Source organism: Aeromonas sp. FDAARGOS 1419 (genome assembly GCF_019047045.1).
GTDB classification, from domain to species: domain Bacteria; phylum Pseudomonadota; class Gammaproteobacteria; order Enterobacterales; family Aeromonadaceae; genus Aeromonas; species Aeromonas veronii.
Genome location: NZ_CP077209.1, coordinates 1,940,312 through 1,967,105 on the forward strand (window position 1 = coordinate 1,940,312; position 26,794 = coordinate 1,967,105).

Below are 26,794 nucleotides of genomic sequence, written 5' to 3' on the forward strand. Positions count from 1 at the left end.
ACAATGGACTTAGACTTGAGGTGAGCGAGTCGCTCGATTAACGCAGGGCTTTCATCTCACCGGCGATGATTTCGGCCAATGGGCCCAGAATCACCTGCAGGTTCTGCTCACCGAGTTTGACCACACCGGCCGCACCCAGGGCTTTCAGCTTGCGCTCATCGACGATGCTGCGGTCTTTCAGAGTCAGACGCAGACGGGTGATGCAGGCATCGATGGAGACCAGGTTCTCTTGACCACCCAGCACTTCCAGGTATTGCTTGGCCAGCTCGGTACGGTTGGTAGATTGAGCGGCAGCCGGAGCACTCTCTTCGTCATCTTCACGACCCGGGGTTTTCAGGTTCAGCTTGGCAATCACTACGCGGAACACGGTGTAGTAGAGGCCGAAGAAGACCAGACCCTGAGGGATCAGCATGTACCAGTTGGTCGCCAGCGGGTTACGGCTGGAGAGCACCATATCCACCAGACCGGCACTGAAACCGAAACCGGCCATCCACTGCATGGAGGCAGCGATGAACACGGAGATACCGGTCAGTACGGCGTGGATGACATACAGTACCGGCGCCACGAACATGAAGGAGAACTCGAGCGGCTCGGTAACACCGGTGAAGAAGGAGGCAAAGGCAGCTGCGATCATGATGGAGGCAACTTTCTCTTTGTTCTCTTTCTTGGCGGAGTGGTAGATGGCCAGAGCGGCACCCGGCAGACCGAACATCATGATGGGGAAGAAGCCAGCCTGGTACATACCGACCACGCCTTTCACCTGATCCAGGCTCTTGCCTGCGGCCAGAGCGGCATCGATGGTAGCCTGACCACCCAGGAAGTTCGGGATGTCGTTGATACCGGCCACGTTGAACCAGAACACGGAGTTCAGGGCGTGGTGCAGACCGATCGGGATCAGCAGACGGTTGAAGAAGGCGTAGATACCGGCACCGGTAGAGCCCAGGCTCACGATGGACTCACCGAAGGAGACCAGACCACCGTAGATTGCCGGCCATACGGCCATCAGGATGAAGGATACAACGATCATCACCACGGAGGTTACGATCGGTACCAGACGACGACCGGAGAAGAAGGAGAGTGCCTTGTGCAGTTCGACGCTGCTGAAGCGGTTGTACAGCTCAGCGGCGATAACACCACACAGGATACCCACGAACTGGTTGCTGATCTTGGCAAACGCGGCAGGAACCTGCTCCACCGGGATGCTCTTGATCTGTGCCACAGCACCCGGGCTCAGCAGGGTGGTAACGACCAGGAAGCCGACCAGACCGGCCAGGGCAGCAGAACCGTCTTTATCCTTGGACATACCGTAGGCGACACCGACTGCGAACAGTACGGACATGTTATCGATAATGGCTGCGCCCGCTTTAATCAGGAAGGCAGCCAGCGCACTGTCACCACCCCAACCATTCGGGTCAATCCAGTAGCCAACCCCCATCAGGATCGCTGCGGCAGGCAATACCGCTACCGGCACCATCAGGGCACGGCCGATCTTTTGCAAATAACCGAGAATGTTCACGGTTCCTCTCCTTAGTTAATGTTTTTCTAGAAATTAAGTGCTTATCACGTTTGACGCATAAGCCATCAAGGCTTGATTGGCAGTCTAGGGCTTTTATTTCGCTGCGCAAATTAATAAACCGATAATCGTGATCCTTATCACCCAAACAAGATAAAGGTGGTGGATAGATGTGGCTTAGTTCGCAATCTTTATTTACGCTATAAAACAACTTGAATCCGTCTTAGCCAATTGCCACCGCCAAACCGGTCGCAACCCGACACAGAGGTATCCCATATGCGCCTGATCCCGTTGAAATCTGCCAGCCAAGTAGGCCTGTGGTCTGCTCGTTACATCGTTGACCGCATCAACGCGTTCAAGCCGACCAGCGATCGCCCGTTCGTACTGGGCCTGCCCACCGGTGGCACCCCGCTCAACACCTACAAGCGCCTGATCGAGTTGCACAAAGCCGGTGAAGTGAGCTTCCAGAACGTGGTCACCTTCAACATGGACGAATACGTCGGCCTGCCGGAAGATCACCCGGAGAGCTACCACAGCTTCATGCACAACAACTTCTTCAGCCACATCGACATTCGTCCCGAGAACATCAACATCCTCAACGGCAATGCCGAGGATCTGGTGGCCGAGTGCAAGCGCTATGAAGACAAGATCAAGTCCTACGGCAAGATCCACCTGTTCATGGGTGGCGTGGGTAACGACGGCCACATCGCATTCAACGAGCCGGCTTCTTCTCTCTCCTCCCGCACCCGGGTCAAGACCCTGACCGAAGATACCCGTATCGCCAACTCCCGCTTCTTCGGTGGCGACATGGAGCAGGTGCCCAAGCTGGCCCTGACTGTGGGTGTCGGCACCCTGATGGATGCGGAAGAGATCATGATCCTGGTGACCGGCCACGGCAAGGCACTGGCCCTGCAGGCCGCAGTGGAAGGCAGCGTCAACCACATGTGGACCATCTCCACCCTGCAACTGCATCCGAAGGGAATGATGGTGTGCGACGAGCCCTCCACCATGGAGCTCAAGGTCAAGACCGTTCGCTACTTCCAGCAACTGGAAGCCGCCAACATCGGCCGTCTGTAAGGAGTCGTCATGTACGCATTGACCAACTGCACCCTCTACACCGGCAGCTGCGTGCTGACCGGCTACGGGGTGCTTATCGAGGGCGACAAGATTGTCGCCATCTCTCAACTGGCCGAGCTGCCTGCGGGCATCGAGCAGATTGACCTCAAAGGCGCCAACCTGACCGCCGGTTTTATCGACGTGCAGCTCAACGGCTGTGGCGGTGTGATGTTCAACACCGACATCACCACCGAAACCCTGGCGACCATGCAGGCGGCCAACCTCAAATCCGGTACCACCAGCTTCCTGCCGACCCTGATCACCAGTCCGGATGCGGATATGAAGCAGGCCGTTGCGGTCACCCGTGACTACATGGCGGCACACCCCAACGAGGTGCTGGGCGTCCATCTGGAAGGGCCTTACACCAACCTCAAGCGCAAGGGGATCCACCCTGCCGCGCAAATTCGCCAGCCAGCGGACGAAATGATCGACTTCTTCTGCGCCAACGCGGATGCCATCACCAAAATCACCCTGGCTCCGGAGCGCAACGAGCCGGCCCATATCCGCCGTCTGGTGGAAGCGGGCATTCTGGTCTCGGCCGGTCACACTGCCGCCAGTTACGATCAGGCCATGGCCGGGTTCGATAACGGTATTCGCTTTGCGACCCACCTCTACAACGCCATGACCCCGACCCTCAACGGTCGCGAGCCGGGCGTCGTGGGCGCCATCTACGATCGCAAGGATGTCTACGCGGGCATCATCGTCGATGGCCACCATGTGCACTGGGCCAACGTGCGTCTGGCTCACAAGGCGCTGGGGGAGCGACTGGTGCTGGTCACCGATGCCACCGCGGCAGCCGGAGCGCCGGAAGGCTTTGAGAAATTTGATTTTTGTGGCACCACCGTCTTTTTACGCGATGGTCAGTGTGTCGACGAGAATGGTACACTCGGCGGTTCCTCCCTCACCATGATTGAGGGGGTGGAAAATCTGGTCAAGCAGGTCGGATTACCGCTCGATGAAGCACTGAGAATGGCCAGCCTCTACCCCGCTCGCGCCATTGGATGGGACTCACGTCTCGGTAGTATCCAGGTCGGTAAAGTAGCCAACCTCACTGTCTTCGATCAGGACTTCACGGTCCGTGGGACCGTGGTTAACGGACACTACACACAACAGTGACATCATGACTGGCGGACAAATAGCAAACGTAGATCTTATCAAGCAGGTCAACAGTGCAGCCGTGTATCGGCTCATCGACCTGCAAGGCCCCATCTCCCGGGTCAAGATTGCCGAGTTGAGTCAGCTGGCCCCGGCCAGCGTGACCAAAATAACCCGGCAACTGATCGAGCATGGCCTGATCAAGGAGACCTCTCCGCAAGCCTCAACCGGCGGGCGGCGTGCCATCTCCCTGACCACCATCAAACATCGCTTTCAGTTTGTCTCTGCCAAGCTGGGCCGCGGCTACCTGCAACTGAGTCTCTATGACCTCGATGGCAAGGAGCTCGACCAGCACGTCATTCAGGTGACCGAGATCGACCAGCAACCCGTGGTCGACATGCTGCTGCGAGAGATTGGCGCCTTTATCGATGCCAACCGCGAACGTTGTCGCAACCTCATCAGCATCGCGCTGACCATGCCGGGTCTGGTCAACCCGGAATCCGGTATGGTCATCTACACCCCCAAGTACCAGATCCGCAATCTGGGGCTGGCGAAGCTGCTTGAGAACCACTTCAACCTCCCCTGCTACGTGGGCAACGACACCCGCTCGCTGGCGTTGGCCGAACACTTCTTCGGCGAGTCCCGCGACTGCATGGACTCCATTCTGGTGAGTGTCCACCAGGGGACGGGCTCCGGGATCATCACCAAGGGTCAGGTGTTCCTCGGTCAGAACCGCAACGTCGGCGAGATCGGCCATATCCAGGTCGAGCCGCTCGGCAAGCGCTGCCACTGCGGTAACTTCGGTTGCCTTGAGACCATCGCCTCCAACGAAGCGATCATCGACAAGGTGAAGGAGCTTATCAGCCGCGGCCACCAGAGCTCGCTGCAGGAGAAGCACATCACCATTCAGGAGGTGTGCAAGACGGCACTGACGGGGGACGAACTGGCTCGCAGCGTGATCGAGAACGTGGGTGAGCATCTGGGACGGGCGGTGGCCATCACGGTCAACCTCTTTAACCCGCAAAAGGTGCTGATCGCCGGCGAAATCACTGCAGCCGAAGAGATCCTCTTCCCCGCAATCCGCCGCTGCGTTGAGCACCAGTCCCTGCCTAGCTTCCACCGTGGCCTGCCCATCGTGAAGGCGCGCTTCCAGAACCAGCCGACCTATGGCGGCTTTGCGCTGGTCAAACGTGCCCTGCTGGAAGGGGATCTGCTGCAGATCATCATGGAGCAGAAGTAAGACACTGACCTTGCGAGATAACAAAACGGCAGCCAGTGGCTGCCGTTTTCTATTGTGTGCTTGCTGGCGGTTTAACCCGCCCGACATGGCTTGAACAGATCCAGCTTGTTGTCGTAAACACTCGTCTGCACATCCATGATCCCCAGCATGGAGTGAAAGAGGTTGTCATGGGAGAAGCGCTGGCTGCTTGCCTCCGCTGCCAGGCAACCCATATCAAGCTGGCGATCGGCCTGTAACTGAGGCGAGAACCAGGTCAGCAGCGGCACCCGGGTCTGATCATCCGGCGCAAACTTGTAGGGCGTGCCGTGCAGATAGAGCCCCATGGCCCCAAGGGATTCACCGTGATCGGAGAGATAGACCAGCCCCACATCGTACTGGCTCTCCAGCGACTTGAGCTTGTCTATCAGCAGCCCCACCACCTTGTCGGTGTAGCGGATGGTGTTGTCATAGGTGTTGACCAGCTCTTCGTTGCTGCAGTTTTCGATGTCGCTGCGCGGGCAGTCCGGCATAAAGACGCGCTCGCTGGCAGGGTAACGACGGAAATAGGTCGGGCCATGGCTGCCCATCAGATGAAAGGCCACCAACTTGTTGCCCTTCATGCCGGCAATCTGCTGATCCAGCCCCTCCAGCAGCACCTCGTCATAGCAGGACTCCCCCTGACAGAGCGCAGGATAGGATTTGGGGAGGATCTCGATGGTCGGCACATTGCGGCACACCCCTTTGCAGCCGCCATCGTTCTCTTTCCACAACACCGAGACTCCGGCATGTTGCAGCACATCGAGCAGGCCGTCACGGGAGCTGGCAAGCTGGTCATCGTAGCCACGGCGCGTGAGGTTGGAGAACATGCAGGGCACCGAAACTGCAGTGGCTGTACCGCAGGAGCGTACATTCCTGAACGACACCACTCCCTGCTCTTTTGCCGTAAAGCTGTTGGTCGCCTTGCCATACCCGTTAAGGGAGTAGTTCTGGCTGCGCGCCGTCTCCCCCACCACCAGGAACATCAAAGTCGGCTTGCTTCCCCGGGCCACCACCCGGGCATCGGTCCCCAACTGCTGGTAAGGGATCGGCGTGGCAAACAGCACATCCCGCCCATATTTGTAGAGGCCGTGCACATAGTTGGCAGGCACAATCTCTTTGGCCAGCGACTTGTTGTTGCGCCCGACCGAGGCGTAATCCTGATAGTAAAGTGACGCGACGCCCCCGATAAACAGCAGAGAGATAGCCAGTGCACCAGCCCGCAACGCCACCCCCTGATACCAGCGAGCCGGATAGCGGATCCGCAGTGACCAGAGCACCAGAACAGGCAGCAGCCCGGTCAGCAGAAACCAGAGCGCAACGGAGCCATTCAAATAGGCCCCCGCCTCACCACTGTTGGTCTCCACTATGTTCTGGATCATGCCTGCATCAAAGATGACGCCGTATTTGAGCATGGCGTAGCTGACGATGGAGCCAGTCAGAATGAGCACGGTAAAAAAGGGCTTGAGCACAAACCGGAACGTGAAGGGAATAAACACGGCATTGAGCGCCGCGATCAGCACCAGCGGGATCGAGATGGCAAATCCGGCTTTGACATGGGTCAGGGCGCTGAGCACCGTATAGAAATGCAAAAAGATTGGCCAGTTCAGTACCAGGGCGAAAAAGAGCACCAGCAACAGATTGGTCTGCAGTACACCGAGAGTTACACGCATAAACAACTCCTACATACCGGCCTGCACTGCAGCGGGCCGGCCAAGCCAACAAAAACGACGGGGCCAGCGTAGGAAGTAAAACTTAAGCGCGAATTAAGAGGAGAAGCACGGCGCTCGTGCGCACCATCACAGCACGGGGTGCTCCGCAGCCCCGAAATGGATTTTTAGTTGTCTATCCATCGGATTTTGCTAGCTTGTTGAGTAGGCATTCACGAAATGCAGGTTAACCGATGGCACTGATCCAAGCCTCGATAGAGCAATTGAGAGTAGGCCACTATATCCATCTCCCCACGGGATGGACTAACCACCCGTTTATGTTCAATACCTTCAAGATCAAGGATCAGCAGCAACTCGACATTCTCCGTCATCTTGATCTCACCCTGCTGATGGTCGACCCCGACAAGAGCGATCTGCCCATCGAGCCGCTGCTGCGCGGCGATATCCCGGATGCCGGGCCTGACCTTGACGAGTTGGACGAGCTGATTGACTCGGGCCCGCCCCCCTTTGACGAAAAGGCCTTTCGCCGCTCCATGCGCGCAGCCGACAAAGCCTTTGGCCAATCCATGAGCGAGCTGCGCGATGCACTCGGGGCGCTGAACCTCAAACCGGATGAGGGACTGGCCAATACCGCCCAGATCGTCCGCAATGCCGCCTTCACCCTCAGTCAGCATGAAGGGCCTCTCGGGCTCCACCTTATTCGCAGCCCCCACACCGATATCCTGCTGCAACACAGCCTCAACGTCGCCTTTATCGCCATGCTGATGGCACGCGAACTCGGCATGAACCCCATCGAGATTGAGGAGACGGGACTTGCGGGACTTATCCACGACATCGGCGAACTGAAAATCCCGAGCCAGATCACCCAAAAACGGGGGGATCTCAACAAGGCCGAGCAGAACTTCCTCAATATGCATCCCCAGTACGGGCTGGAGATGCTGACCCAGCTCAACGCCTTTGAACCGAAAATCCGTCAGGTCGCCCATCTGCACCACGAGCGGCTCGACGGCAGCGGTTATCCGCTGGGGATCAAGGGCGGAGAGATCCCGCCGCTGGCGCGGTTGATCGGGCTGGTCGACTTCTACGACGAGCTGCTCCATCCCCGCAACAGCGGTAACCCGGCCGCGCCGAGTCAGGCCATCAGCCAGCTCTACAAGTTATCCCAGAAGAAGTTCGATCAGAATCTGGTCAAGTTGCTGGTCAAGGTGCTGGGGGTCTATCCACCGGGTTCACTGGTGAAACTCTCCGACGAGAGCATCGCACTGGTGCTCTCTACCGAACCCACCATGCCCCTCAAGCCGAAGATCCTGCCCTATATCAAGGCCCAGCGGCCGGAAGCCGTCGCCATGATCGATCTGCGGGAAGATGAACGCACCATCACTGCTTTTATCAAACAGGAAGAGCTCGATGAGGGACAACGGCAGTTCTTCAACCTGACCCGCCGCTTCTGCTACTACTTTGCATTCTGAGTTATCCCCAGAAGCTGGGGATAACTCATTGGACAAACCGGAATAATTGCTCAAACCCCCATCAGAAGGTTGCCAACTGACCATGTATAAAAAACGCCCAGCCAAGGGGCCGGGCGGAGCATGCCACCTCCGTGTGGCGTATCCAGCGGATACATTCATGCTCCATCCATCAATATCAACCCGCTGCCGCTTACACAAATATCAATTTAACATGCTGATTTAATATGGTTTTATCCACTTGTTCTGGCAAACTGACGGCCCGTTGCGCCCAGTTGGGCCAACAGAACAAGATCCTGATCACACTTATTCACGGGCTGGCTATTTTTTCAGCTGGCTTATGAGGAGCGTTTTTTATGCAGTTGGTCCTCTCCTTGCTGCAACAGATGAGCGTCAGCCTGGTGATCGCCTATCTCTTCTCGAAAAGCCCGCTGCTGCGCCCGCTTGCCAACTATTCCGTGAGACTACCTCACAAGATACTGATATACATCATCTTTTCCAGCTTTTGTATCCTCGGCACCTATGTAGGCCTCGATATCGACGATGCCATCGCCAACACCCGGGCTGTCGGCGCCGTCTTGGGGGGATTATTGGGGGGACCGCTGGTGGGCTTTCTGGTGGGGCTGACCGGCGGCCTGCACCGTTATACGCTGGGGGGATTTACCGATCTCGCCTGCGCTATCTCCACAACCTGCGAGGGGTTGCTCGGGGGCATAGTGCACTGGCGACTGATGCGCTCGGGGCGAACGGATGCCCTGTTTGAACCGCGCATCGCCTTCTTTACCACCCTCTATGCCGAGATCATGCAGATGGTGATCATCCTGCTGGTGGCGACCCCGTTCGACAAATCCCTGCTGCTGGTGCGCACCATCGCCACCCCGATGATTCTGGCCAACTCCTGCGGCGCGGCGCTCTTTATCAGCATGATCCGCGACCAGCAGCGGATGTATGAGAAGTTCTCCCGGGTCTTCTCCGCCAAGGCGCTCAATATCGCCAACCGCACAGTGGGGATCATGAGTCAGGGCTTTACCCCGGAGGCGAGCAACAAGATTGCCCGCATCATTCAGGAGGAGACCGGCGTTGGGGCGGTCGCTATCACGGACACCGAGCAGATCCTCGCCTTTATCGGCACCGGCGAAGATCATCATCTGCCGGGCACTCCTATCGCATCAGCCATCACCATGCAGGCCATCGCCCAAAACAAGGTGCTGTTTGCCGATGGCAACAGCCAACCCTATCGCTGCAGCCTCTCCCCCGCATGCCAGCTGGGTTCGGTGCTGGTGATCCCGCTGCAGGGGGACAAAGGAGTGATCGGCACCATCAAGCTCTACGAACCGAAGAAGCGGCTGTTTCTCAAGATCAACCACACCCTGGGGGAAGGGATTGCCAACCTGCTGTCACAGCAGTTGCTGGCCGGTCGGCTGGAGCAGCATCAGCGGCTGCTGGTGCAGTCCGAGTTGAAACTTATCCAGGCCCAGATCAACCCCCACTTTCTGTTCAACACCCTCAACACCATCAGTGCCATCACCCGGCGCGATCCGGACAAGGCGCGGGATCTGCTGCTGCATCTTTCGCTGTTCTTTCGCAAGAACCTCAAACGCCAGAGCGGCCTTGCGACTCTGCAGGAGGAGCAGGAGCACTGCCAATCCTATCTGGAGATCGAGCTGGCCCGCTTTGGCGATCGGCTGACGGTGATAAACGAGATCCCGCCCCATCTGGCCACACTGCGACTGCCCAGCTTCACCCTGCAACCGCTGATCGAGAATGCCATCAAGCACGGCATCTCGACCCTGCTGGAGCAGGGGCGCATTCGCCTCTGGACCGAAGAGCAACCCGCCAGCGTCACCATCCATGTGGAGGACAATGCTGGCGCCTGGCAAGCGCGTCCGGCCGGTGACGGTCTGGGCATGACCATTGTCGATCGGCGACTGAAAAGCGCCTTTGGCGAGCGCTATGGTGTGACTATTGTCTGCGAGCCTGAGCAGTGGACCCGGGTCTCGTTCACCATCCCCAAGGAGCAACCATGATCCGCACCCTGATTGTCGATGACGAACACTACGCCCGCGAAGAGCTGAGGCAGCAGCTGGCCAGCGATCCTGCCATCGAGATCGTGGGGGAAGCGGCCAACGCTATCGAGGCGCTGCCGCTTATTCAGCGCCTCAAACCCGACGTGGTGTTCCTCGATATCCAGATGCCCAAGCTGAGCGGCATGGAGCTGGTCGCCATGCTCGACCCCCTGCCCCGCATCGTCTTTGTCACCGCCTTTGACGAATATGCCATTCAGGCCTTTGAAGAGAACGCCTTCGACTACCTGCTAAAACCGGTCGAGCCCGCCCGGCTCGCCAAGACCCTCGCTCGCCTCAAGCAGGATATCTCCCCGCAGCCCATCGAGCGGCTGGCCCCGACTATCGAACATATTCCGGGCTATCTGCACAATCGGGTCAGGCTGCTGCCCATCGCGCAGGTGGAGTATGCTTTCTCCGATCTGGGCGGGGTCCATGTGGCCTGCCAGGGCGAGCTGTTCCACACCCAGCTCACCCTCAAATCGCTGGAAGAAAAGAGCCCGCTGCTGCGCTGCCACCGCCAGTATCTGGTCTCCCCCAACGCCATCTTCGAGATCCGGCTGCTGGATAACCAGCTGGCAGAGATTGTCACCCCGAGCGGCGCCCGGGTGCCGGTCAGTCGTCGCTATCTCAAGGAGCTCAAAGATCTGCTGGGGCTGGACTGAGCCGCGGAGTGTGCGCCTGATCACAACCGCCGACCGCTCGGCGCGCCAAAGCGCCGCTCGGGGAGTTTCACCTGCCAGTCAGGCGCAACCGTTTTAGACTCGCTCTGCACACTAAAAAATAACAATGCAGGAGCGTAGCAATGATCTGGTTCTTCCTCTGTGTCGGCTTACTTGTGGCCGGCTACTTCATATACGGCAAATTCATCGAACGGATATTCAGCCCGAAACCCGAGCTGAAAACCCCCGCCATCACCATGGCTGACGGGGTGGACTATGTCCCGATGTCGGACAAGAAAGTCTATCTGGTTCAACTGCTCAACATCGCAGGCGTCGGCCCCATCTTCGGCCCCATCCTGGGTGCCCTCTACGGCCCGGTCGCCATGCTGTGGATCGTCTTTGGCTGCATCTTCGCCGGTGCGGTACATGACTACTTCTCCGGCATGCTGTCGGTGCGTGCCAAGGGGGCCTCGGTGCCAACCGTGGTCGGTGAGCATCTGGGCACAGCCGCCAAGCACTTCATGAACCTGTTTGCCGTGGTGCTGCTGATGCTGGTGGGCGTGGTATTCGTGCTGAGCCCGGCGGGACTCTTGGCCAACCTCACCTCCACCGATCTGGTCTACTGGATCGTGGCAATCTTTGCCTACTACATCCTCGCGACCATAGTCCCCATTGACAAGATCATCGGCCGCTTCTACCCCATCTTCGGCGCCCTGCTGGTCTTCATGTCGGTCGGCCTCATCGTTGGCCTGATCGCCTCCGGCAAAGGCTTCTACAACACAGGGATGGACTTCTCCAACCTGCACCCGACCGAACTGCCGCTGTGGCCGCTGCTGTTCATCACCATCGCCTGTGGTGCGGTATCCGGCTTCCACGCCACCCAGTCACCGCTGATGGCGCGCTGCATGCAGAACGAAAAATCCGGCCGCTTCATTTTCTACGGTGCAATGATCGGTGAAGGGATCATCGCCCTTATCTGGTGCACCCTGGGTCTCTCCTTCTACGACAGCACCGAAGCGCTCAACGCTACTATGGCCAACGGCGGCCCGGCAGCCGTGGTACACGAAGTCTCCACCAGCCTGCTCGGCACAGTCGGCGGCATTCTGGCCATCCTCGGCGTGGTGATCCTGCCCATCACCTCCGGTGACACCGCATTTCGCAGTGCACGCCTGATCGTGGCGGACTTCCTGAATATGACCCAGAAGCCGCTGGCCAAGCGTCTGCTGATTGCCATCCCCATGTTTATCCTTGGTTTTATCATCTCCAAGGCTGAATTCGGGGTGATCTGGCGCTACTTCGGCTGGGCCAACCAGACCACTGCCGTCATCATGCTGTGGGCTGCGGCTGCCTACCTCATCAAAGAGGGCAAGCTGCACTGGATCTGCACCATTCCCGCCATGTTCATGACTGCTGTGGTGATCACCTATCTGGCCAACGCCCCCATCGGATTCGGGCTGGAGATGGGGACCTCCACCATCATCGGCCTGACTGCAACGGCGGCCATTACCGTGGCCTTCCTGATGAAGTTCCGCCAGCCGCTGGTCAGCAGTACCAGCGAAGGGTAAAAACAGCAAAAAATGCAGCGAAAGCAGCACAAAAAGGCGCCTGATGGCGCCTTTTTTAATGACAAAAAGACTAATAAAGTAACTGTTGAACGGCTTCAGCTTCAATACAGCGAATAGCTTTAAGATTCCGGGCGAACTGACGATAAATGTGTGATTCTTAATTGCTTTAGTGCTTGTTGGAACCAATGATTAAGCTGTGCGTCATGCCAGTGGAGGTTATAAATGGCCCTTGATTATTTTGCACTTGGTCTGCTCGTCTTTGTCGGGCTGGTCATTTTTTATGGAGTCATCGTTATCCACGATATTCCTTACGAGATTGCCAAACATCGGAATCACCCTCATCAGGATGCCATTCACGTGGCAGGTTGGGTCAGCCTGTTTACCCTGCATGTGCTGTGGCCCTTCCTCTGGATCTGGGCAACCATCTATCGCCCCGATCGCGGCTGGGGCTTTAGCCAGCGGCTGCAAAAAGATGAAGAGGAGCTGGCGGCCCTCAAGCAGGAGTTGGCGGATCTGAAGAGCCGTATCAACACTATCGAACAGAGTGAGCAACAGGGATAAACCATGGACCTGCTACTGATCCTGACCTACACGGCGCTGTGTGTCGCCATATTCAAAATCTTCCGCATCCCGCTCAACAAGTGGACCGTCCCCACCGCAGCACTGGGCGGCGTGCTGCTCATCGGCACCCTGATCATGCTGATGAACTACAACCACCCCTACTCCGAGATGGCGCGCAACTACTACGTCTCTACCCCCATAGTGCCGCTGGTCAAGGGCCGGGTCGTTGAGGTTCCTGTGCAGGCCAATCAGCCGGTGAAGAAAGGGGATGTGCTGTTTCGCCTTGATGATGAGCCGTTCCGCCTGAAAGTGGATAGCCTCACCGCACGGGTCGAATCCAACCGCGAGCACCTCAAGTCCATCGAGGCGAGACTGCGCTCCGCCAGACTGGATCGGGATCGCGCCAGCGACCTGATGCGTCGTGGCGTAGGCAAACAGCGCGACCTCGACGTCACCCAGGCCAACGTGGATGACATCGTGGCCCAGATTGACCAGCAGAAAGCCACCCTGAACGATCTGCAAGCCCAGCTGATGGAAGCCAAGTACCAGCAGTCCCAAACCGTTGTCTATGCCCCGAGCGATGGTCATGTGGTACAGCTGGCCCTGCGCCCCGGCATGATCGCCACCCCCTTCATGTATCGTCCGGTGATGACCTTCATCCACAAGGATGACACCGCCTACGTCGGCTGGTTCTGGCAGAACAGCATGCAGCGACTGGCGGTGGGCGATGAAGCCGAAGTGGTGATCGATGGCGTACCCGGCAAGATCTTCAAAGGCAAGGTAACCGCCGTGGTTCCGGCCATTGCCGCCGGTAACGTGCAGGCCAACGCCGGTCTGCTGGATCAAACCACTGCGGTGCGCCCGGGTCGTCTGCCGGTGGTTATCTCCATCACCGACCCCGAGTGGGCCAAGTATCAGGTAATTGCAGGCTCCAGCGGGCAGGCTGCCATCTATACCCACTACTTCCACCATGTATCTGTGATGCGCAAAGTACTGCTGCGCATGGCAAGCTGGATGAACTACATCTTCCCGTTCCATTGATCAGCACCCAAGCCCCCTGCGGGCCGGCATCATGCCGGCCCGCTGTTTTTGTGACGGCAAGCACCCTATAATGGCGCCATCCTGCACCACCCCACATCGACACACCCAAGCCTGCATGTTCGTTCTCAGACCCTATCAGACCGACGCCGTCAACGCCGTGATCAGCCACTTTCGCAAACACCCGGATCCCGCCGTGGTAGTGCTGCCCACCGGTGCCGGCAAGAGTCTGGTGATCGCCGAGCTGGCCCGCAAAGCGCGCGGCCGGGTGCTGGTGCTGGCCCACGTCAAGGAGCTGGTGGAGCAGAACCATGCCAAGTACGAGGCGTGGGGGCTCAAGGCCGATATCTTCGCTGCCGGTCTGGATCGCAAGGAGGCGAGCGCCCAGGTGGTGTTCGGCTCGGTGCAGTCGGTCGCCCGCAATCTGGATGCCTTCGACAGCGCCTTCTCGCTGCTCATCATCGACGAGTGCCATCGGGTCTCGCTCGATGATGACAGCCAGTACCATCAGGTGATCGACCACCTCAAGGCCGCCAATCCGGCCCTCAAGATCCTCGGTCTCACCGCCACTCCCTATCGGCTCGGGCTGGGCTGGATCTACCGGCGCCACTATCACGGCATGGTCAAGAGCCACGGCGAACGGCTGTTTGGCGACTGCGTGTTCGAGCTGCCCTTGCGTTTTATGGTCAAAAACGGCTACCTGACGCCGCCGCGCATGGTGGATGCCCCCATAGTCCACTACGACTTCAGCAAGCTGGTGGCGAGGGAGAACGGCCTCTTCAGCGAGGCAGATCTCAACGGAGAGCTCAAGCGCCAGCAGCGGGTCACCCCCCATATCCTGAGTCAGGTGCTGGAGTATGCCGCCGACCGGCAGGGGGTGATGATCTTCGCCGCCACCGTCGAACATGCCCGCGAAATTCACGGTCTGCTTGACGCCAGAGGCCAGCAGGCAGCCCTTATCACCGGCGAAACGCCGGGGCCGGAGCGCGATGCCCTTATCAGCGCCTTCAAGGCGCGCGAGCTCAAGTTTCTGGTCAACGTGGCGGTGCTCACCACCGGCTTCGACGCCCCCCATGTCGATCTTATCGTGATGCTCAGACCTACCGAGTCGGTCTCCCTCTATCAGCAGATCGTCGGGCGGGGCCTGCGTCTCTCGCCGGGCAAGAGCGATTGTTTGGTGCTCGACTATGCGGGCAACAACTTCAACCTGTTCGCCCCCGAAGTGGGGGAGCCCCGCCCCCACGCCGGTACCGAGCCGGTACAGGTGCCCTGCCCCGCCTGCGGTTTTGCCAACACCTTTTGGGGCAAGACCGACGAGGATGGCAAGGTGATCGAGCACTACGGCCGCCGCTGTCAGGGGCTGTTTGAAGATGACGAGGGCAACCGCGAGGAGTGCGACTACCGCTTTCGCGCCAAGATCTGCCCCGGCTGCGGTGCGGAGAATGACATCGCCGCCCGCCGCTGCCAGAGCTGCGATCAGCTGCTGGTGGACCCTGACGACAAGCTCAAAGAGGCGCTCAATCTCAAGGATTGCATGGTGATCCGCTGTGCGGGGCTAACCCTCACCGCAGGGCGCGGCAAACAGGGGGAGCGGCTGGAGGTGACCTACCACGATGAGGATGGGCTGACCCTCAGTGAATACTTCGGATTTCACTCCCCGGGCGCACGGCGCTTGTTTCAACAGCACTTTGTGCGTCATCATTGGCCCGCCCCGGGGCTGGAGCCCGAATTTGCCACCCTGGCGAGCGTGCTGGCGGCAGAAAGCCAGTTCCGTCATCCGGATTTTGTCATCGCCCGCAAATCGGGTCGCTTCTGGCAGATAAAAGAGAAAATTTTTGATTATGAGGGTCGCTATCGTACCGCCAACTCGCTGGCATGATGGCGACCGGCATACATGGCATGAATTGCGTTATCCCGTCGATCCCGCATCGGCTGGTTGAATTATCAGGGTCGGCACCACTGCCGGGCCCTTCGTCACGTTAGAGGATGTTATGCAGCGGCTGTTGATTGGTTTTTGTGCTCTCTTTTCTTCTCTGGCGGCTCATGCCGCCCCGCTGACGCCCCCTCAGGGTGGCCAGTACGCCATCATGGTGCAGGGCAATAACGGCGTCGAGTTCGCCCGCCACGCGGATCAGATGATCGCCCCCGCCTCCACCATGAAGGTGCTCACCGCACTGGCGGCCCGCCTCGAGCTGGGTGCCGATTTCCGCTTCGCCACCGACATTCAGGCCCAACCCGGAGCCAAACAGGGTGACACCATCAACGGCGATATCTGGATCAACTTCGTCGGCGACCCCACCCTCTCCCGCATGGATCTGCTGGCTCTGTTCAAACAGCTCGGCGTCACCAGCATCAAGGGGAATGTCTACGTCAACACCGGCGCCTACAACGGCTACGAGCGCGGCAACGGCTGGTCGTGGGGGGATCAGACCCTCTGCTTCGCCGCTCCCGTCTCCTCGGTCATCATCGACAAGAACTGCGCCTACGGCACCATCACTGCCACCCAGATTGGCAAACCGGCGGTCGGCAACGTGGCCACCGGCGTCCCCATCGGCATCGGTGCCGACAACGTGGAGGTGATGAGCTATGGCGACATGGCGCGCCAGTTCTGCGCACTGGAAGTGGACATGGCCAAGGGCAACTTCTACGAGCTCAAGGGCTGCATCACCCCGAACAAGGAGCCGCAGGGTCTGCGTTTCGCCATTCACGACGTGGAAGCCTGGGGCTGGGACAACATCCGCTGGGCGATGAACCGTGCCGGTATCAAGCATGATGGCCTGCTGCGGGTCACCCACAAGGCCCCTGAAGGGGCAGAGACCCTCGGCACCCACTACTCGGTCTCCCTGCCGGTGATGCTCGCCAAGATGCTGAAGAAATCGGACAACCTCTATGCCGATACCTTCCTCAAAACCGTGGGCCGTCACTACTACAACAAGCCGGGCAGCTATCGCAGCGGCACCATGGCGGTGCGCGCCATCCTGACCAAGAACGGCATCGATCTGGGCAACGCCACTCTGGCAGACGGCTCCGGTCTCTCCGCTCACAATCTCATCAGCGCCCGTCAGATGATGTCGGTGCTGAACTTCATCCAGAAAAATGATGCCGAACTTGGCCTGATCAAGCTGCTGCCAAGCTCTCAGGTGGATGGCACCCTGGCGTGGCGCCGCAGCGTCACCGCCCCCATGATGAAGAACAAGGTCCACGCCAAGACGGGAACCATCACCGGCACCTCCAATCTGGTGGGCTTTATCGACACGGCAGGCGGCCAGCGCAAGGCATTCGTGATGTTCCAGCGTGGCCTGTCCCAAGATCCGGCCACCCATGAGCGCTACCGTGCCAGCAAGGCACCGTGGCCCTGGACTGTATTCGAGAAGGGGGTGCTGGAGAGCATCTATCAGCAGCAACCTATCCAGATCGCCGATGAGAGCTGAGCCAATAGGCCCGCTCGAATCAGGGTATCGATAATTTCGGCTTCAAGTCGCCACGAGGCAGGGCTATGCTGTTGCCTGCCTCATATTAACGGCCATACATAAACGGCTTAAAAAACGGAGAGAAAATATGTTTGCAGTGATTTTTGGTCGCCCGGGTTGCCCCTACTGTGTCCGTGCCGTACAGATCGCCGAGCAGCTGACCGAACAGCGCGATGACTTCAAATTCCGCTACGTGGATATCCATGCAGAAGGCATCACCAAAGAAGATCTGGCCAAGAGCGCCGGCAAGCCGGTCAATACCGTGCCGCAGATCTTCCTGGACGAGCAGCACATCGGTGGCTGCACCGATTTCGAAGCCTACGCCAAAGAGAATCTGGGTCTCTACCAGTAATGCCTGCGGGTCATCCCGAGCGGGTTGACCGCTAGAGCGTATAAAAAATCCGGCGCCATCAGGCGCCGGATTTTTTATGGGCAACACGCACACATCATTCCCGATCAGGGGGTCACAGACTGGGCGGCAAAGCGCGCAATGATGGGGTTGTGATCCGAACTGTCGGTCGCCGGTGAACTCACCTCAACCAGGTCCAGATTGCGGTAGTAGAGGTGATCCAGCGGACGACCGAAGGCGGTGCGGCGCAGGTCAGGCACCGGCACGGCCTCTTGCAGCCCCAGCTCGTCCACCAGTTTATTCAGCCAGAACTGGCGCTTGTCGCTCCAGGTATTGAAATCACCGGCCAGGATCACCGGCCCCTGATGGCGGCGCACCAAGGCAGTCAAATCGTTGAGCTGCTCGCGGAAGGTGGCCATCCCCAGTTCGAAGTTGACCGCATGGATATTGATGACCATCACGCCGTCAGGATCGCCCTGCAGCGGATAGAGGCTCACCAGCCCGGATTTGGGGATGCGCAGCAAAGGCTCGGGGGAGCGCACACCACAGACGAACGCCTGCGGGGTCTTGGCCACCGTCATTACCCCGAACGACACGCCGCCCTGGGTGAAGGCTTGCAGCTGTTGCCACTGGAAATCACCGGCGCGCAGCCAGTCGAGCATATCGGGACGGGTGGCCGACTCTTGCAGCAGCACCAGATCCTGCCCCTTGGCATAACTGTCCATCCCTTCACGCCAGTTTTTGCGCTGGCCCTTGTAGAGATTCCACACCGTCACCCCGAATTCACGGGGCAGCGCCGTGGTCGCCAACGCCACCAGCGGCGGACGCTGGCAGTCGAGTCCCGGCACAATCCCTTGAGCTGTGACCAGATGGTTCTGATCCGGCACCTCAAAACAGCCTACCAACCCCAGGGTCAGCAGGGAGGTGCCAAGAATGCGATAACTATTTTTCATTGGCTAACAACCGCCCGCCTTTGCTTTTTGTTGCGACCATCACAAACGTCATCCACGCCGACTAAGCTGATAGTCCCTGTTCCACCCAACCAGAAGGACCTTGTCTCATGGCGAAAGAACTTCGGTACAACGTGACGTTTTATGATCAACAAGGAAATTGTCATCAAGTGGAGCTGTCCACCGTCTACCAGATAAGACGGGACCCTCAATGCGATCTCTGCCTGTTCGACACCCTGCAATATGTGGGCTCGGAAGAGATGCTGGAACGCATGATACGGCAAAAAACCGGGCTTGAGCAGGAAATATCCATCATCAATGCCCGGCTGATTTAATCAGGCACTCACCGGAACCGGGCGGGATTTGCCCTGCTCGTCGATGGCGACATAGGTGAAGATCCCCTCGGTCACGCAGTAACGCTGGGCATCGTTTTCCCGCAGTACCGGCTTGACCCACACCTCCAGCTTGAGCTTCATGGAGCTGCGGCCGATCTTCATGCAGCGGCCGTAGCAGCAGACCACATCGCCCACCTTGACCGGACTGTGAAAGGTCATGCCTTCGACGGATACGGTACAAATACGTCCTTTTGCCAGCTCCTTGGCCATAATGCCCCCACCTATATCCATCTGGGACATGATCCAGCCACCAAAGATGTCGCCATTGGGGTTGGTATCGGCTGGCATTGCCAGGGTTCTCAGCAACAACTCCCCATCGGGGTGACGTTTTGTATCTACCATCATTACCGCCTCTCTCTCATGGATGGCGGCATGATAGGGGGCGATCACCCCCTTGGCAAACCTCAATTGCCCGAGGCGGCGAGCACGGCAAACCAGTGGGCCGGATCGGGCCAGCGATAGTTGAATCCCATCTGCTGGCAAATCAGCTGGCCGTCGATGGGCTGAAATTCACCGGCAGGCTCGATAAAGACCGGCACAGGCAACCCCTGCTGGCGCGCCGCAAAGGGGTAGAACTGCTCGCGGCGCGGATGCACAGGCGCGCTCAGATTGAAGACATCCCCATCCTTGCCCCGCTCCAGCAGCAACATGCAAGCCGCCACCACATCGTCCAGATGGACCAGATTGACCGACTGGGCGCCGCCATCCAGAGTCTTGCCCGCAAGGAAACGGCCGGGATGGCGATCCGGGCCATAAAGGCCGGAGGGGCGCACTATCATCACTGCCTCGAAACCGGCCGCCAGTACCGCCTGCTCCGCCGCCAGCATCCGCTCGCCACGGGCATGACGCGGTTTGGGTTCTTCCCCCTCCTGCTGCCCTGCGCCCCATACCGAGGTGGCACTGACAAACAGCACCCGCCGGGTGCCGTGCGCTTTGGCCAACGCGCAGGCCTTTGCCACCGCCTGCGAATAATCATCGGTCTTGCTGGGCGGTACGCAGATAACCAGCGATTCGCAGGGGATGGGCCACGCATCCGACATATGGGCAGAAATCGTCAGCGGATGGGCATCGATCCCCTCCCCCTGCAGACGGGCCGCCTTCTCGGCGCTGCTGACCGTCACCGCCACCGGCTTGCCTGCCGCCAACAGGGCCCGCGCCAGCGGCAGCCCCAGCCACCCCGCCCCCAGAATGCCGATCGTCCCGGCGATATGTTGTTCTGTCATGGTCCCTTCTCCTGCTTGACGCTATTTGCCCCGCAGCTTACCTGCCTTGGTAGGAAAAGGAAGCCTGATGCTGTAGATGGGAGGATTATGCCAAAGTGGCGGTATATTGTGTCGTGCTTTGGAGGCATTCCTTGTCTAACGTTCCTTCTTATCTACACATTTTTCTAATACCGACCACCCAATATATTTTTCACCCAAAAAACATTATTTCTACATAGCCCGTTCTATTTTGGGTGAACAAAAAAGCCTGCGTATTTTCGTCTATATCTCAAATCTAAAAACTTTTGAGTATTTAACACTCTGACTTTTAACTTGGAGAACTCGTCAAACATACTAGCTTGCTTACTCTTATCAACGTTGTAATACCAATATACTTGGCTTTGAAGTGCCCCCGCGACAACAAAAGCATTAGATACTTCTTTCAATATGCTCTCATGGTTTTTTTCGAATTCCGGAACTAGGCTTACCCCCCAAAAGCTCAACTCTGATTTTGTCCTTGCCAACTTATTAGCCTTTGCCATCAGTTTATGACGAGCTTCGTTACTACCAGCTAGCAATGAATCACTCTGCTCACGATTAATTGGTATGCAGCCAGCTTGTGGGACACATTGTTCAAAAGGGGACATTAGTTCATAAAGCGACTCTGATATGTCCACCAAACAGGATATATAATCCTTTGACGTCTGATAGGCATCTTCTCTTTTCTTTGAGTCTAGCCATCTTGAATAAGTCCTATATACGATAATTGTCGCCACAACGGTGGTGAACGTAGTAATAACATCAGTCCATTTTACTTCCTTTATTAAAAATTGATAATCAGGAGCATCTATGATTACTCCTAATAAAAACACCATCGTGTAACTTAAAAATTTCAAACTGCCTCCAAAATAAAGCAAAGCGGACTATTCAATATACGAAAACTGTTCATATATCACATAATATGTCATATATCCTGTCCAGCTTATCCTAACATATCAACACATCACTTTGGTTTTCATGATATCACCACGGCTACGCCTGTAGTTGCTATCAGATAGTGAGTAGTGACATCCAATTGTCGCCCGGTATAAAAAGCGGGCCATTGGCCCGCTTGGTTATATTTCACTCACTTCACCATCACACCGGCGGATGGAAATGGCTGGCCTCGCGGGTAGCCATCTCCTCGTAGGTGGCCCACTTCTGCCACGCCACTTTTTGCGCCACCTGCATCAGCCGTTCGGCCTCCTCCGGATGGCTCTGGGCCAGCACCCTATAACGGGTCTCATCCTGCCGATATTCAGCAAGGGGGATGGAGGGGCGCAGGCTGTCGAGGCTGAAGGGGTTCTGCCCCGCACTGCGCAGTACCGGGTTGTAGCGCATCAGCGGCCAGTGACCGGAGGCCACGGCCCGTTTTTGCTGGGTCAGGCCAAACTCCATATCGATACCGTGGGCGATACAGTGGCTGTAGGCGATGATAAGCGACGGGCCCGGATAGGCCTCCGCCTCACGCAAGGCCTGCAGCGCCTGCTGCGGGTTGGCACCAAAGGCGATGCGGGCAACATAGACGTTGCCGTAGGAGATGGCCTGCAACGCCACATCCTTTTTGGCCAGCGTCTTGCCTCCCGCCGCGAACTTGGCGACGGCACCGAGCGGCGTCGATTTCGACATCTGGCCGCCGGTGTTGGAGTAGACCTCGGTATCCATCACCAGCACGTTCACATCACGCCCGGAGGCGAGCACATGATCGAGCCCCGATGAGCCGATGTCATAGGCCCAGCCATCGCCGCCAATGATCCAGACCGAGCGGCGCACCAGCTGATCGATGAGTGACAGCAGCTCGCGGGCCTTGCCAGATTTCACCTCTTCCAGCCGCTCGCGCACTTGCGCCACCCGGGTGCGCTGGGCGCGGATCTCCGACTCCAGCCGCTGCGGGGCGCTAATCAGGGTATCGACCAGCTCGGCGCCCAGCTCCCCCTTCATCGCTTCGAGGGCCGCCACCGCCTGACCGTGATGCTGATCGGCGGTGAGGCGGAAGCCAAAGCCAAACTCGGCGTTGTCCTCGAACAGTGAGTTGGACCAGGCCGGCCCCTTCCCTTCGCCGTTCCTGGCCCAGGGGGTGGTCGGCAGGTTGCCGCCGTAGATGGAGGAGCAACCGGTGGCGTTGGCCACCAGCATGCGGTCACCAAACAGCTGGGTCAGCAGCTTGAGGTACGGGGTCTCGCCACAGCCGGCGCAGGCACCGGAGAACTCGAACAGAGGTTCGAGGAACTGGGCACCGCGCACGGTGGAGAAGTCCACCCGCTCGCGGGCAGGCCAGGGCAGGCTCTCGAACCAGCGCAGCGCCTGTTTCTGGCCAGCCAGATGGGGCGCCTTGTCCATCATGGCGATGGCGCGCTCGCCTTCATGGCGCTCATCCGCTCCGGCCCGCACCGGACAGGCCTGCACGCACTGGCCGCAGCCGGTGCAATCCTCCGGATAGAGCTGCAATGTGTAGCGGCTGTCGGGGAAACCCCTGGCGGTAACGGGCACTGACTGGGCCGCCTCGGGGGCGGTTGCCAGCCAGTCCTGATGGTAGAACTTGGCCCGCAGCGCCGCGTGGGGGCAGACAAAAACGCAGTTGCCGCACTGGATGCAGATATCCGAATGCCAGATCGGGATCTCGCGAGCGATATCCCGCTTCTCGAAGCGGCTGGTGGCGGTGGGGTAAGTGCCATCCACCGGCAGCATGGAGACGGGGATCAGATCGCCGCGCCCCGCCAGCATCGGGCCTGTGACCCGCTGGACAAACTCGCTGCCGCCCGGTGCCAGCGGCAGCGGATAGTCGCTGATCTGCTCCTCACCGGCCGGGATGGCCACCTGATGGAGGTGTGCCAGGGTATCGTCCACCGCCGTGAAGTTGCGCTCAACCACTTCGGGCCCCTTGCGGGCATAGCTCTTCTCGATGCTCTCCTTGATAAGCGCAATCGCCTCGTCCCGCGGCAAGATGCCAGCCAGCGCGAAGAAGCAGGTCTGCATAATGGTGTTGATGCGATTGCCCATACCGTTGCGCTCGGCCACCCGATCGCCGTCGATGCAGTAGAGGCGGATATCGAGGGCGCGAATGCGGGCGCGCAGCCGCTCGGGCAGCTGACCCCACACCTTGTCCGCCTCATAGGGGGCATTAAGCAGCAGGGTCGCCCCTTCGGCGGCGTGCTCCAGCAGATCGACCGACTCGACAAAGCCCCACTGGTGGCAGCCGATAAAGCTCGCCTGCTCGATAAGCCAGGGGGCATCGATGGGCTCGGGGCCAAAGCGCAGGTGGGAGACGGTGCGCGAGCCCGACTTCTTGGAGTCGTAGACGAAGTAGCCCTGGGCGTGGAAGCCCTCCAGCTCGCCGATGATCTTGATGCTGTTCTTGTTGGCACCGACTGTGCCATCAGCGCCGAGGCCGAAGAAGAGCGCCCGTACCCGACTGGCGGGCTCCAGATCGCCGATGGGGTGCCAGGCCAGACTGAGGCCCGACACGTCATCGACGATCCCCACCGTAAAGCGGGGGCGAGGCGCATCGGATGCCAGCTCCTCGAACACAGCCGCGCACATGGCGGGGGTGAATTCCTTGGACGAGAGGCCATAGCGGCCGCCACTGAGCCAGGGCAGCCGCTTGATAAAGCCGCGCTGCAAGCCATCGATCAGCGCGCTCTGCACATCCAGCAGCAGCGGCTCGCCACCGGCGCCCGGCTCCTTGGTGCGATCCAGCACCGCCATGCGCCGCACGCTCTGCGGTAGCGCATCGAGCAACGCCTGTACCGGGAAGGGGCGATAGAGGCGAATGATCAGCACCCCGGTCTTGCGATCCTGCCGATTGAGCCAATCCACGGTAGTGCGGGCGGTGGCCGCCCCCGAACCCATCAGCACGATGACGTCGGTGGCATCGGGCGCGCCGTGGTACTCCACCAGCTTGTAGTGGCGGCCGGTCAGCTCACCGAGGTTGTCCATGCACTGTTGCACCCGCGCCGGTACCGCTTCGTAGAAGGGGTTGACGCTCTCGCGGGACTGGAAGTAGGTATCCGGGTTCTGGGCCGTGCCGCGCATCACCGGATGATCCGGGTTAAGCGCCCGCGCACGGTGGGCGCGTACCCAGTCGTTGTCGATAAGGGCGCGAATTTCATCCCGATGCAGGGCGGTGATCTTGTTCACCTCGTGGGAGGTGCGAAAGCCGTCGAAGAAGTGGATAAAGGGCACCCGGCACTGCAGGGTGACGCTATGGGCAACCAAGGCCAGGTCCTGCGCCTCCTGTACCGAGCCGGAAGCGAGCATGGCAAAGCCGGTGCTGCGCGCCGCCATCACATCCTGATGGTCGCCAAAAATCGACAGCCCCTGCGCCGCCAGCGAGCGGGCCGCCACATGGAACACCGCCGAAGTCAGTTCACCGGCGATCTTGTACATGTTGGGCAGCATCAGCATTAGCCCCTGACTGGCGGTGAAGGTGGTGGCGAGCGCCCCCGCCTGCAGGGCGCCGTGTACCGTGCCGGCCGCCCCCCCTTCACTCTGCATCTCTACCACGGTGGGGATGTTGCCCCACAGGTTGGTCTGCCCCTCTGCCGCCCAGGCATCGGCCAGTTCGGCCATGGTCGAGCTCGGGGTGATGGGGTAGATGGCACACACTTCGCTCAGCTGGTACGCCACCCGGGCCGCGGCTTCGTTGCCGTCAACCATGATCAGTTCATGTTTCATTGGGACTCCTCCGGTTGGCGCAGCTCGATGGCGTGACAAGGGCACTGGTCATGACAGGCACCGCAGCCGGTGCAGCGCTCGGCATCCACCTGATAGCCTTTGCCCGGCCCCAACTTGGCGATGGCCTGCTCGGGGCAGCTGCCGTAGCAGCCGTCACACTCGAAGCAGTTGCCGCAGGAGTAGCAGCGCGCAGCCTCGTAACGGGCGGCCACCTCATCCAGCCCGCCGATGATCTCACCAAAGTCGTCCCGCGCCGAGGGCGGTTTGACCGGCTGACTGCTGGCCGGCGCATGGGTCTGGAACCAGAGCTGCAACTGCTCCGGCCCCACCAGCGGATAGGAGAGCGGTTTGTGATAGTGGCGACCACGCAGCCAGGCATCCATATGGCGTGCCGCCTTCTTGCCGTGACCGGTGGCGATGGTGACGGTGCGCTCGGAGGGCACCATGTCACCGCCTGCAAAGAGACCCGGCACATCCGTCATCAGGTTCTCGCCAACCTGTACCACTCCCTCCTTGTTGACCCGCACGCCTGGGATGCTCTCCAGCACACTCAAGTCCACCTCTTGGCCCAGCGCCAGAATAAGGGAGTCCGCTTCGAGGGTTTCAAACTTGCCGGTGGGCACCGGTTTGCCCTCGGCATCCAGCGCCATCACCTCCACCTCGATATTGGTGTTGTCGAGCTGGCGGATGCTGCGCAGCCAGTTGATCTTGATACCCTCCTCCTCGGCCTCGTCGGCTTCAAAGGCGTGGGCAGGCATATGGTCCCGGTCTCGGCGGTAGATGATCATAGCCTCTTCAACGCCCAAACGGCGGGCGGTACGGGCCGCATCCATGGCGGTATTGCCACCCCCATAAATCGCTACCCGCCGTCCCAGTTTGGGTGGCGGCAAGCCCTGCTCTTCGGCAAGACTGGCCTGCTCGAGGAAACTCACCGCATCGAGGATCTTGCCCGCTTCCCGAGCCGGAATATCGACCCGCTTGGCCAGATGGGCGCCGATGGCCATAAAGACGGCATCAAAGCCCCCCTCATCGCGCTCGCGCAGCACATCCTCCACCTTGTGGTTAAGAGTGAGGGTCACCCCGGCCGCCACGATGCGGGCCACCTCCCGATCCAGCACATCACGGGGCAGGCGGTAGGCGGGAATGCCAAAACGCAGCATGCCGCCAGCAAGCGGCCCCGCTTCGCGGATCTCCACCTGATGGCCAAGCCGGTTGAGGTGCCAGGCGCAGGAGAGACCTGAGGGGCCGGCGCCGATCACCAGCACCTTCTTGCCGCTGGCAGGGGCAGGTGGCGCTGGCTGCCAACCGCAGGCCAGCGCTTCGTCGCCGAGGAAGCGTTCGATGGCATGGATAGAGACGGATTCATCCACCTGCCCGCGGTTGCAGGCGCTCTCGCAGGGGTGATAGCAGACCCGGCCATGAATGGCGGGCAAGGGGTTCTCTTCGATCAGGGTCTGCCAGGCCGCTTCAAAGCGACCGGCCTGCGCCAAAGAGAGCCAGGCCTGGATATTTTCTCCGGCCGGGCAGGCGTGATTGCAGGGTGGCAGGGCTGGCCGCCAGACGGGTAGCCGAGTACGCACCGGGCCTGTTCCCGTTTTCAGGGAGAGATCCGGCAATGGGGTCATGTCCAGTTGTTTGCTCATACATTGCTTTCTTCTTTTTGTGTGACAGGCCCCACCCGATGGCGCTTGATACCGTGTAGCCGAAGCGG

The 26,794-nt window shown here is 59.3% G+C and carries 21 protein-coding genes; 13 read left to right on the top strand and 8 right to left on the bottom strand.

Going from position 1 to position 26,794, the window contains the following annotated elements; all coding sequences use genetic code 11:
- Positions 1-37: 37 nt before the first annotated feature.
- On the bottom strand, positions 38-1,516 hold the full coding sequence (gene nagE / locus I6L49_RS08625) for an N-acetylglucosamine-specific PTS transporter subunit IIBC (protein WP_058056009.1): 1,479 nt from the start codon (positions 1,514-1,516) through the stop codon (positions 38-40).
- Between the two features lie 273 nt (positions 1,517-1,789).
- Here nagE and nagB point away from each other — a divergent pair, with 273 nt between their 5' ends.
- From nagB to I6L49_RS08640, 3 genes are read left to right on the top strand one after another with little or no spacing between them, the layout of a single operon-like run.
- Complete coding sequence (gene nagB, locus I6L49_RS08630) at positions 1,790-2,590, top strand: glucosamine-6-phosphate deaminase (protein ID WP_005334308.1); 801 nt, start codon at positions 1,790-1,792, stop codon at positions 2,588-2,590.
- A 9-nt stretch (positions 2,591-2,599) separates the two neighbouring features.
- Entirely contained in the window at positions 2,600-3,745 is a 1,146-nt protein-coding gene (gene nagA / locus I6L49_RS08635) for an N-acetylglucosamine-6-phosphate deacetylase (protein WP_216951250.1), read from the top strand.
- A gap of 4 nt (positions 3,746-3,749) precedes the next feature.
- Entirely contained in the window at positions 3,750-4,964 is a 1,215-nt protein-coding gene (locus tag I6L49_RS08640) for an ROK family protein (RefSeq protein WP_216951251.1), read from the top strand.
- A gap of 71 nt (positions 4,965-5,035) precedes the next feature.
- On the opposite strand, the gene I6L49_RS08645 is transcribed toward I6L49_RS08640, so the two are convergent.
- Complete coding sequence (locus I6L49_RS08645) at positions 5,036-6,652, bottom strand: phosphoethanolamine transferase (RefSeq protein WP_216951253.1); 1,617 nt, start codon at positions 6,650-6,652, stop codon at positions 5,036-5,038.
- Positions 6,653-6,882: 230 nt separating this feature from the next.
- Here I6L49_RS08645 and I6L49_RS08650 point away from each other — a divergent pair, with 230 nt between their 5' ends.
- The 9 genes from I6L49_RS08650 (at position 6,883) to I6L49_RS08690 (ending at position 17,826) form a co-directional block, all read left to right on the top strand.
- The gene (locus I6L49_RS08650; RefSeq protein ID WP_216951255.1) at positions 6,883-8,118 is read left to right on the top strand and encodes an HD-GYP domain-containing protein; all 1,236 of its coding nucleotides are present in this window, start codon (positions 6,883-6,885) and stop codon (positions 8,116-8,118) included.
- 353 nt (positions 8,119-8,471) lie between these two features.
- A complete protein-coding gene (locus I6L49_RS08655; RefSeq protein WP_216951257.1) occupies positions 8,472-10,142 on the top strand; it encodes a sensor histidine kinase in 1,671 nt (556 codons plus the stop codon).
- Positions 10,139-10,843, top strand: a complete 705-nt coding sequence (btsR, locus tag I6L49_RS08660) for a two-component system response regulator BtsR (protein WP_216951259.1) — start codon at positions 10,139-10,141, stop codon at positions 10,841-10,843. Before I6L49_RS08655 ends, btsR begins: the two co-directional genes overlap by 4 nt.
- 140 nt (positions 10,844-10,983) lie before the next feature.
- Positions 10,984-12,405 carry a carbon starvation protein A gene (locus tag I6L49_RS08665; protein ID WP_005337857.1) on the top strand — a complete coding sequence of 474 codons (1,422 nt, stop codon included), beginning with the start codon at positions 10,984-10,986 and terminating at the stop codon, positions 12,403-12,405.
- A 222-nt stretch (positions 12,406-12,627) separates the two neighbouring features.
- Entirely contained in the window at positions 12,628-12,966 is a 339-nt protein-coding gene (locus tag I6L49_RS08670) for a DUF3302 domain-containing protein (protein WP_005337862.1), read from the top strand.
- A 3-nt stretch (positions 12,967-12,969) separates the two neighbouring features.
- Positions 12,970-14,007, top strand: coding sequence for an HlyD family secretion protein (locus I6L49_RS08675; RefSeq protein WP_064336863.1), 1,038 nt, complete (start codon positions 12,970-12,972; stop codon positions 14,005-14,007).
- Between the two features lie 115 nt (positions 14,008-14,122).
- A complete protein-coding gene (locus tag I6L49_RS08680) occupies positions 14,123-15,883 on the top strand; it encodes a DEAD/DEAH box helicase (protein ID WP_216951260.1) in 1,761 nt (586 codons plus the stop codon).
- A 112-nt stretch (positions 15,884-15,995) separates the two neighbouring features.
- Positions 15,996-17,435: a D-alanyl-D-alanine carboxypeptidase/D-alanyl-D-alanine-endopeptidase gene (dacB, locus tag I6L49_RS08685; protein WP_005350510.1), complete on the top strand. Its 1,440-nt coding sequence runs from the start codon at positions 15,996-15,998 to the stop codon at positions 17,433-17,435.
- Between the two features lie 127 nt (positions 17,436-17,562).
- Entirely contained in the window at positions 17,563-17,826 is a 264-nt protein-coding gene (locus tag I6L49_RS08690; RefSeq protein WP_005359380.1) for a GrxA family glutaredoxin, read from the top strand.
- A 104-nt stretch (positions 17,827-17,930) separates the two neighbouring features.
- On the opposite strand, the gene I6L49_RS08695 is transcribed toward I6L49_RS08690, so the two are convergent.
- A complete protein-coding gene (locus I6L49_RS08695; protein ID WP_005337873.1) occupies positions 17,931-18,776 on the bottom strand; it encodes an endonuclease/exonuclease/phosphatase family protein in 846 nt (281 codons plus the stop codon).
- A gap of 107 nt (positions 18,777-18,883) precedes the next feature.
- Here I6L49_RS08695 and I6L49_RS08700 point away from each other — a divergent pair, with 107 nt between their 5' ends.
- Entirely contained in the window at positions 18,884-19,108 is a 225-nt protein-coding gene (locus tag I6L49_RS08700; protein ID WP_005344394.1) for a hypothetical protein, read from the top strand.
- Here I6L49_RS08700 and yciA read toward each other — a convergent pair whose 3' ends face one another.
- The 5 genes from yciA to I6L49_RS08725 all read right to left on the bottom strand — a co-directional run bounded on the left by yciA (position 19,109) and on the right by I6L49_RS08725 (position 26,726).
- Complete coding sequence (gene yciA, locus I6L49_RS08705) at positions 19,109-19,513, bottom strand: acyl-CoA thioester hydrolase YciA (protein ID WP_005337875.1); 405 nt, start codon at positions 19,511-19,513, stop codon at positions 19,109-19,111. It lies immediately after the preceding gene.
- A gap of 59 nt (positions 19,514-19,572) precedes the next feature.
- A complete protein-coding gene (locus tag I6L49_RS08710) occupies positions 19,573-20,391 on the bottom strand; it encodes an NAD-dependent epimerase/dehydratase family protein (protein ID WP_216951262.1) in 819 nt (272 codons plus the stop codon).
- A 224-nt stretch (positions 20,392-20,615) separates the two neighbouring features.
- Positions 20,616-21,266, bottom strand: a complete 651-nt coding sequence (locus tag I6L49_RS08715) for a hypothetical protein (protein WP_216951264.1) — start codon at positions 21,264-21,266, stop codon at positions 20,616-20,618.
- 241 nt (positions 21,267-21,507) lie between these two features.
- On the bottom strand, positions 21,508-25,083 hold the full coding sequence (gene nifJ, locus I6L49_RS08720) for a pyruvate:ferredoxin (flavodoxin) oxidoreductase (protein ID WP_216951266.1): 3,576 nt from the start codon (positions 25,081-25,083) through the stop codon (positions 21,508-21,510).
- Positions 25,080-26,726 carry an NAD(P)-binding protein gene (locus I6L49_RS08725; RefSeq protein WP_216951268.1) on the bottom strand — a complete coding sequence of 549 codons (1,647 nt, stop codon included), beginning with the start codon at positions 26,724-26,726 and terminating at the stop codon, positions 25,080-25,082. The genes nifJ and I6L49_RS08725 overlap by 4 nt, the downstream gene beginning before the upstream one ends.
- Positions 26,727-26,794 lie beyond the last annotated feature (68 nt).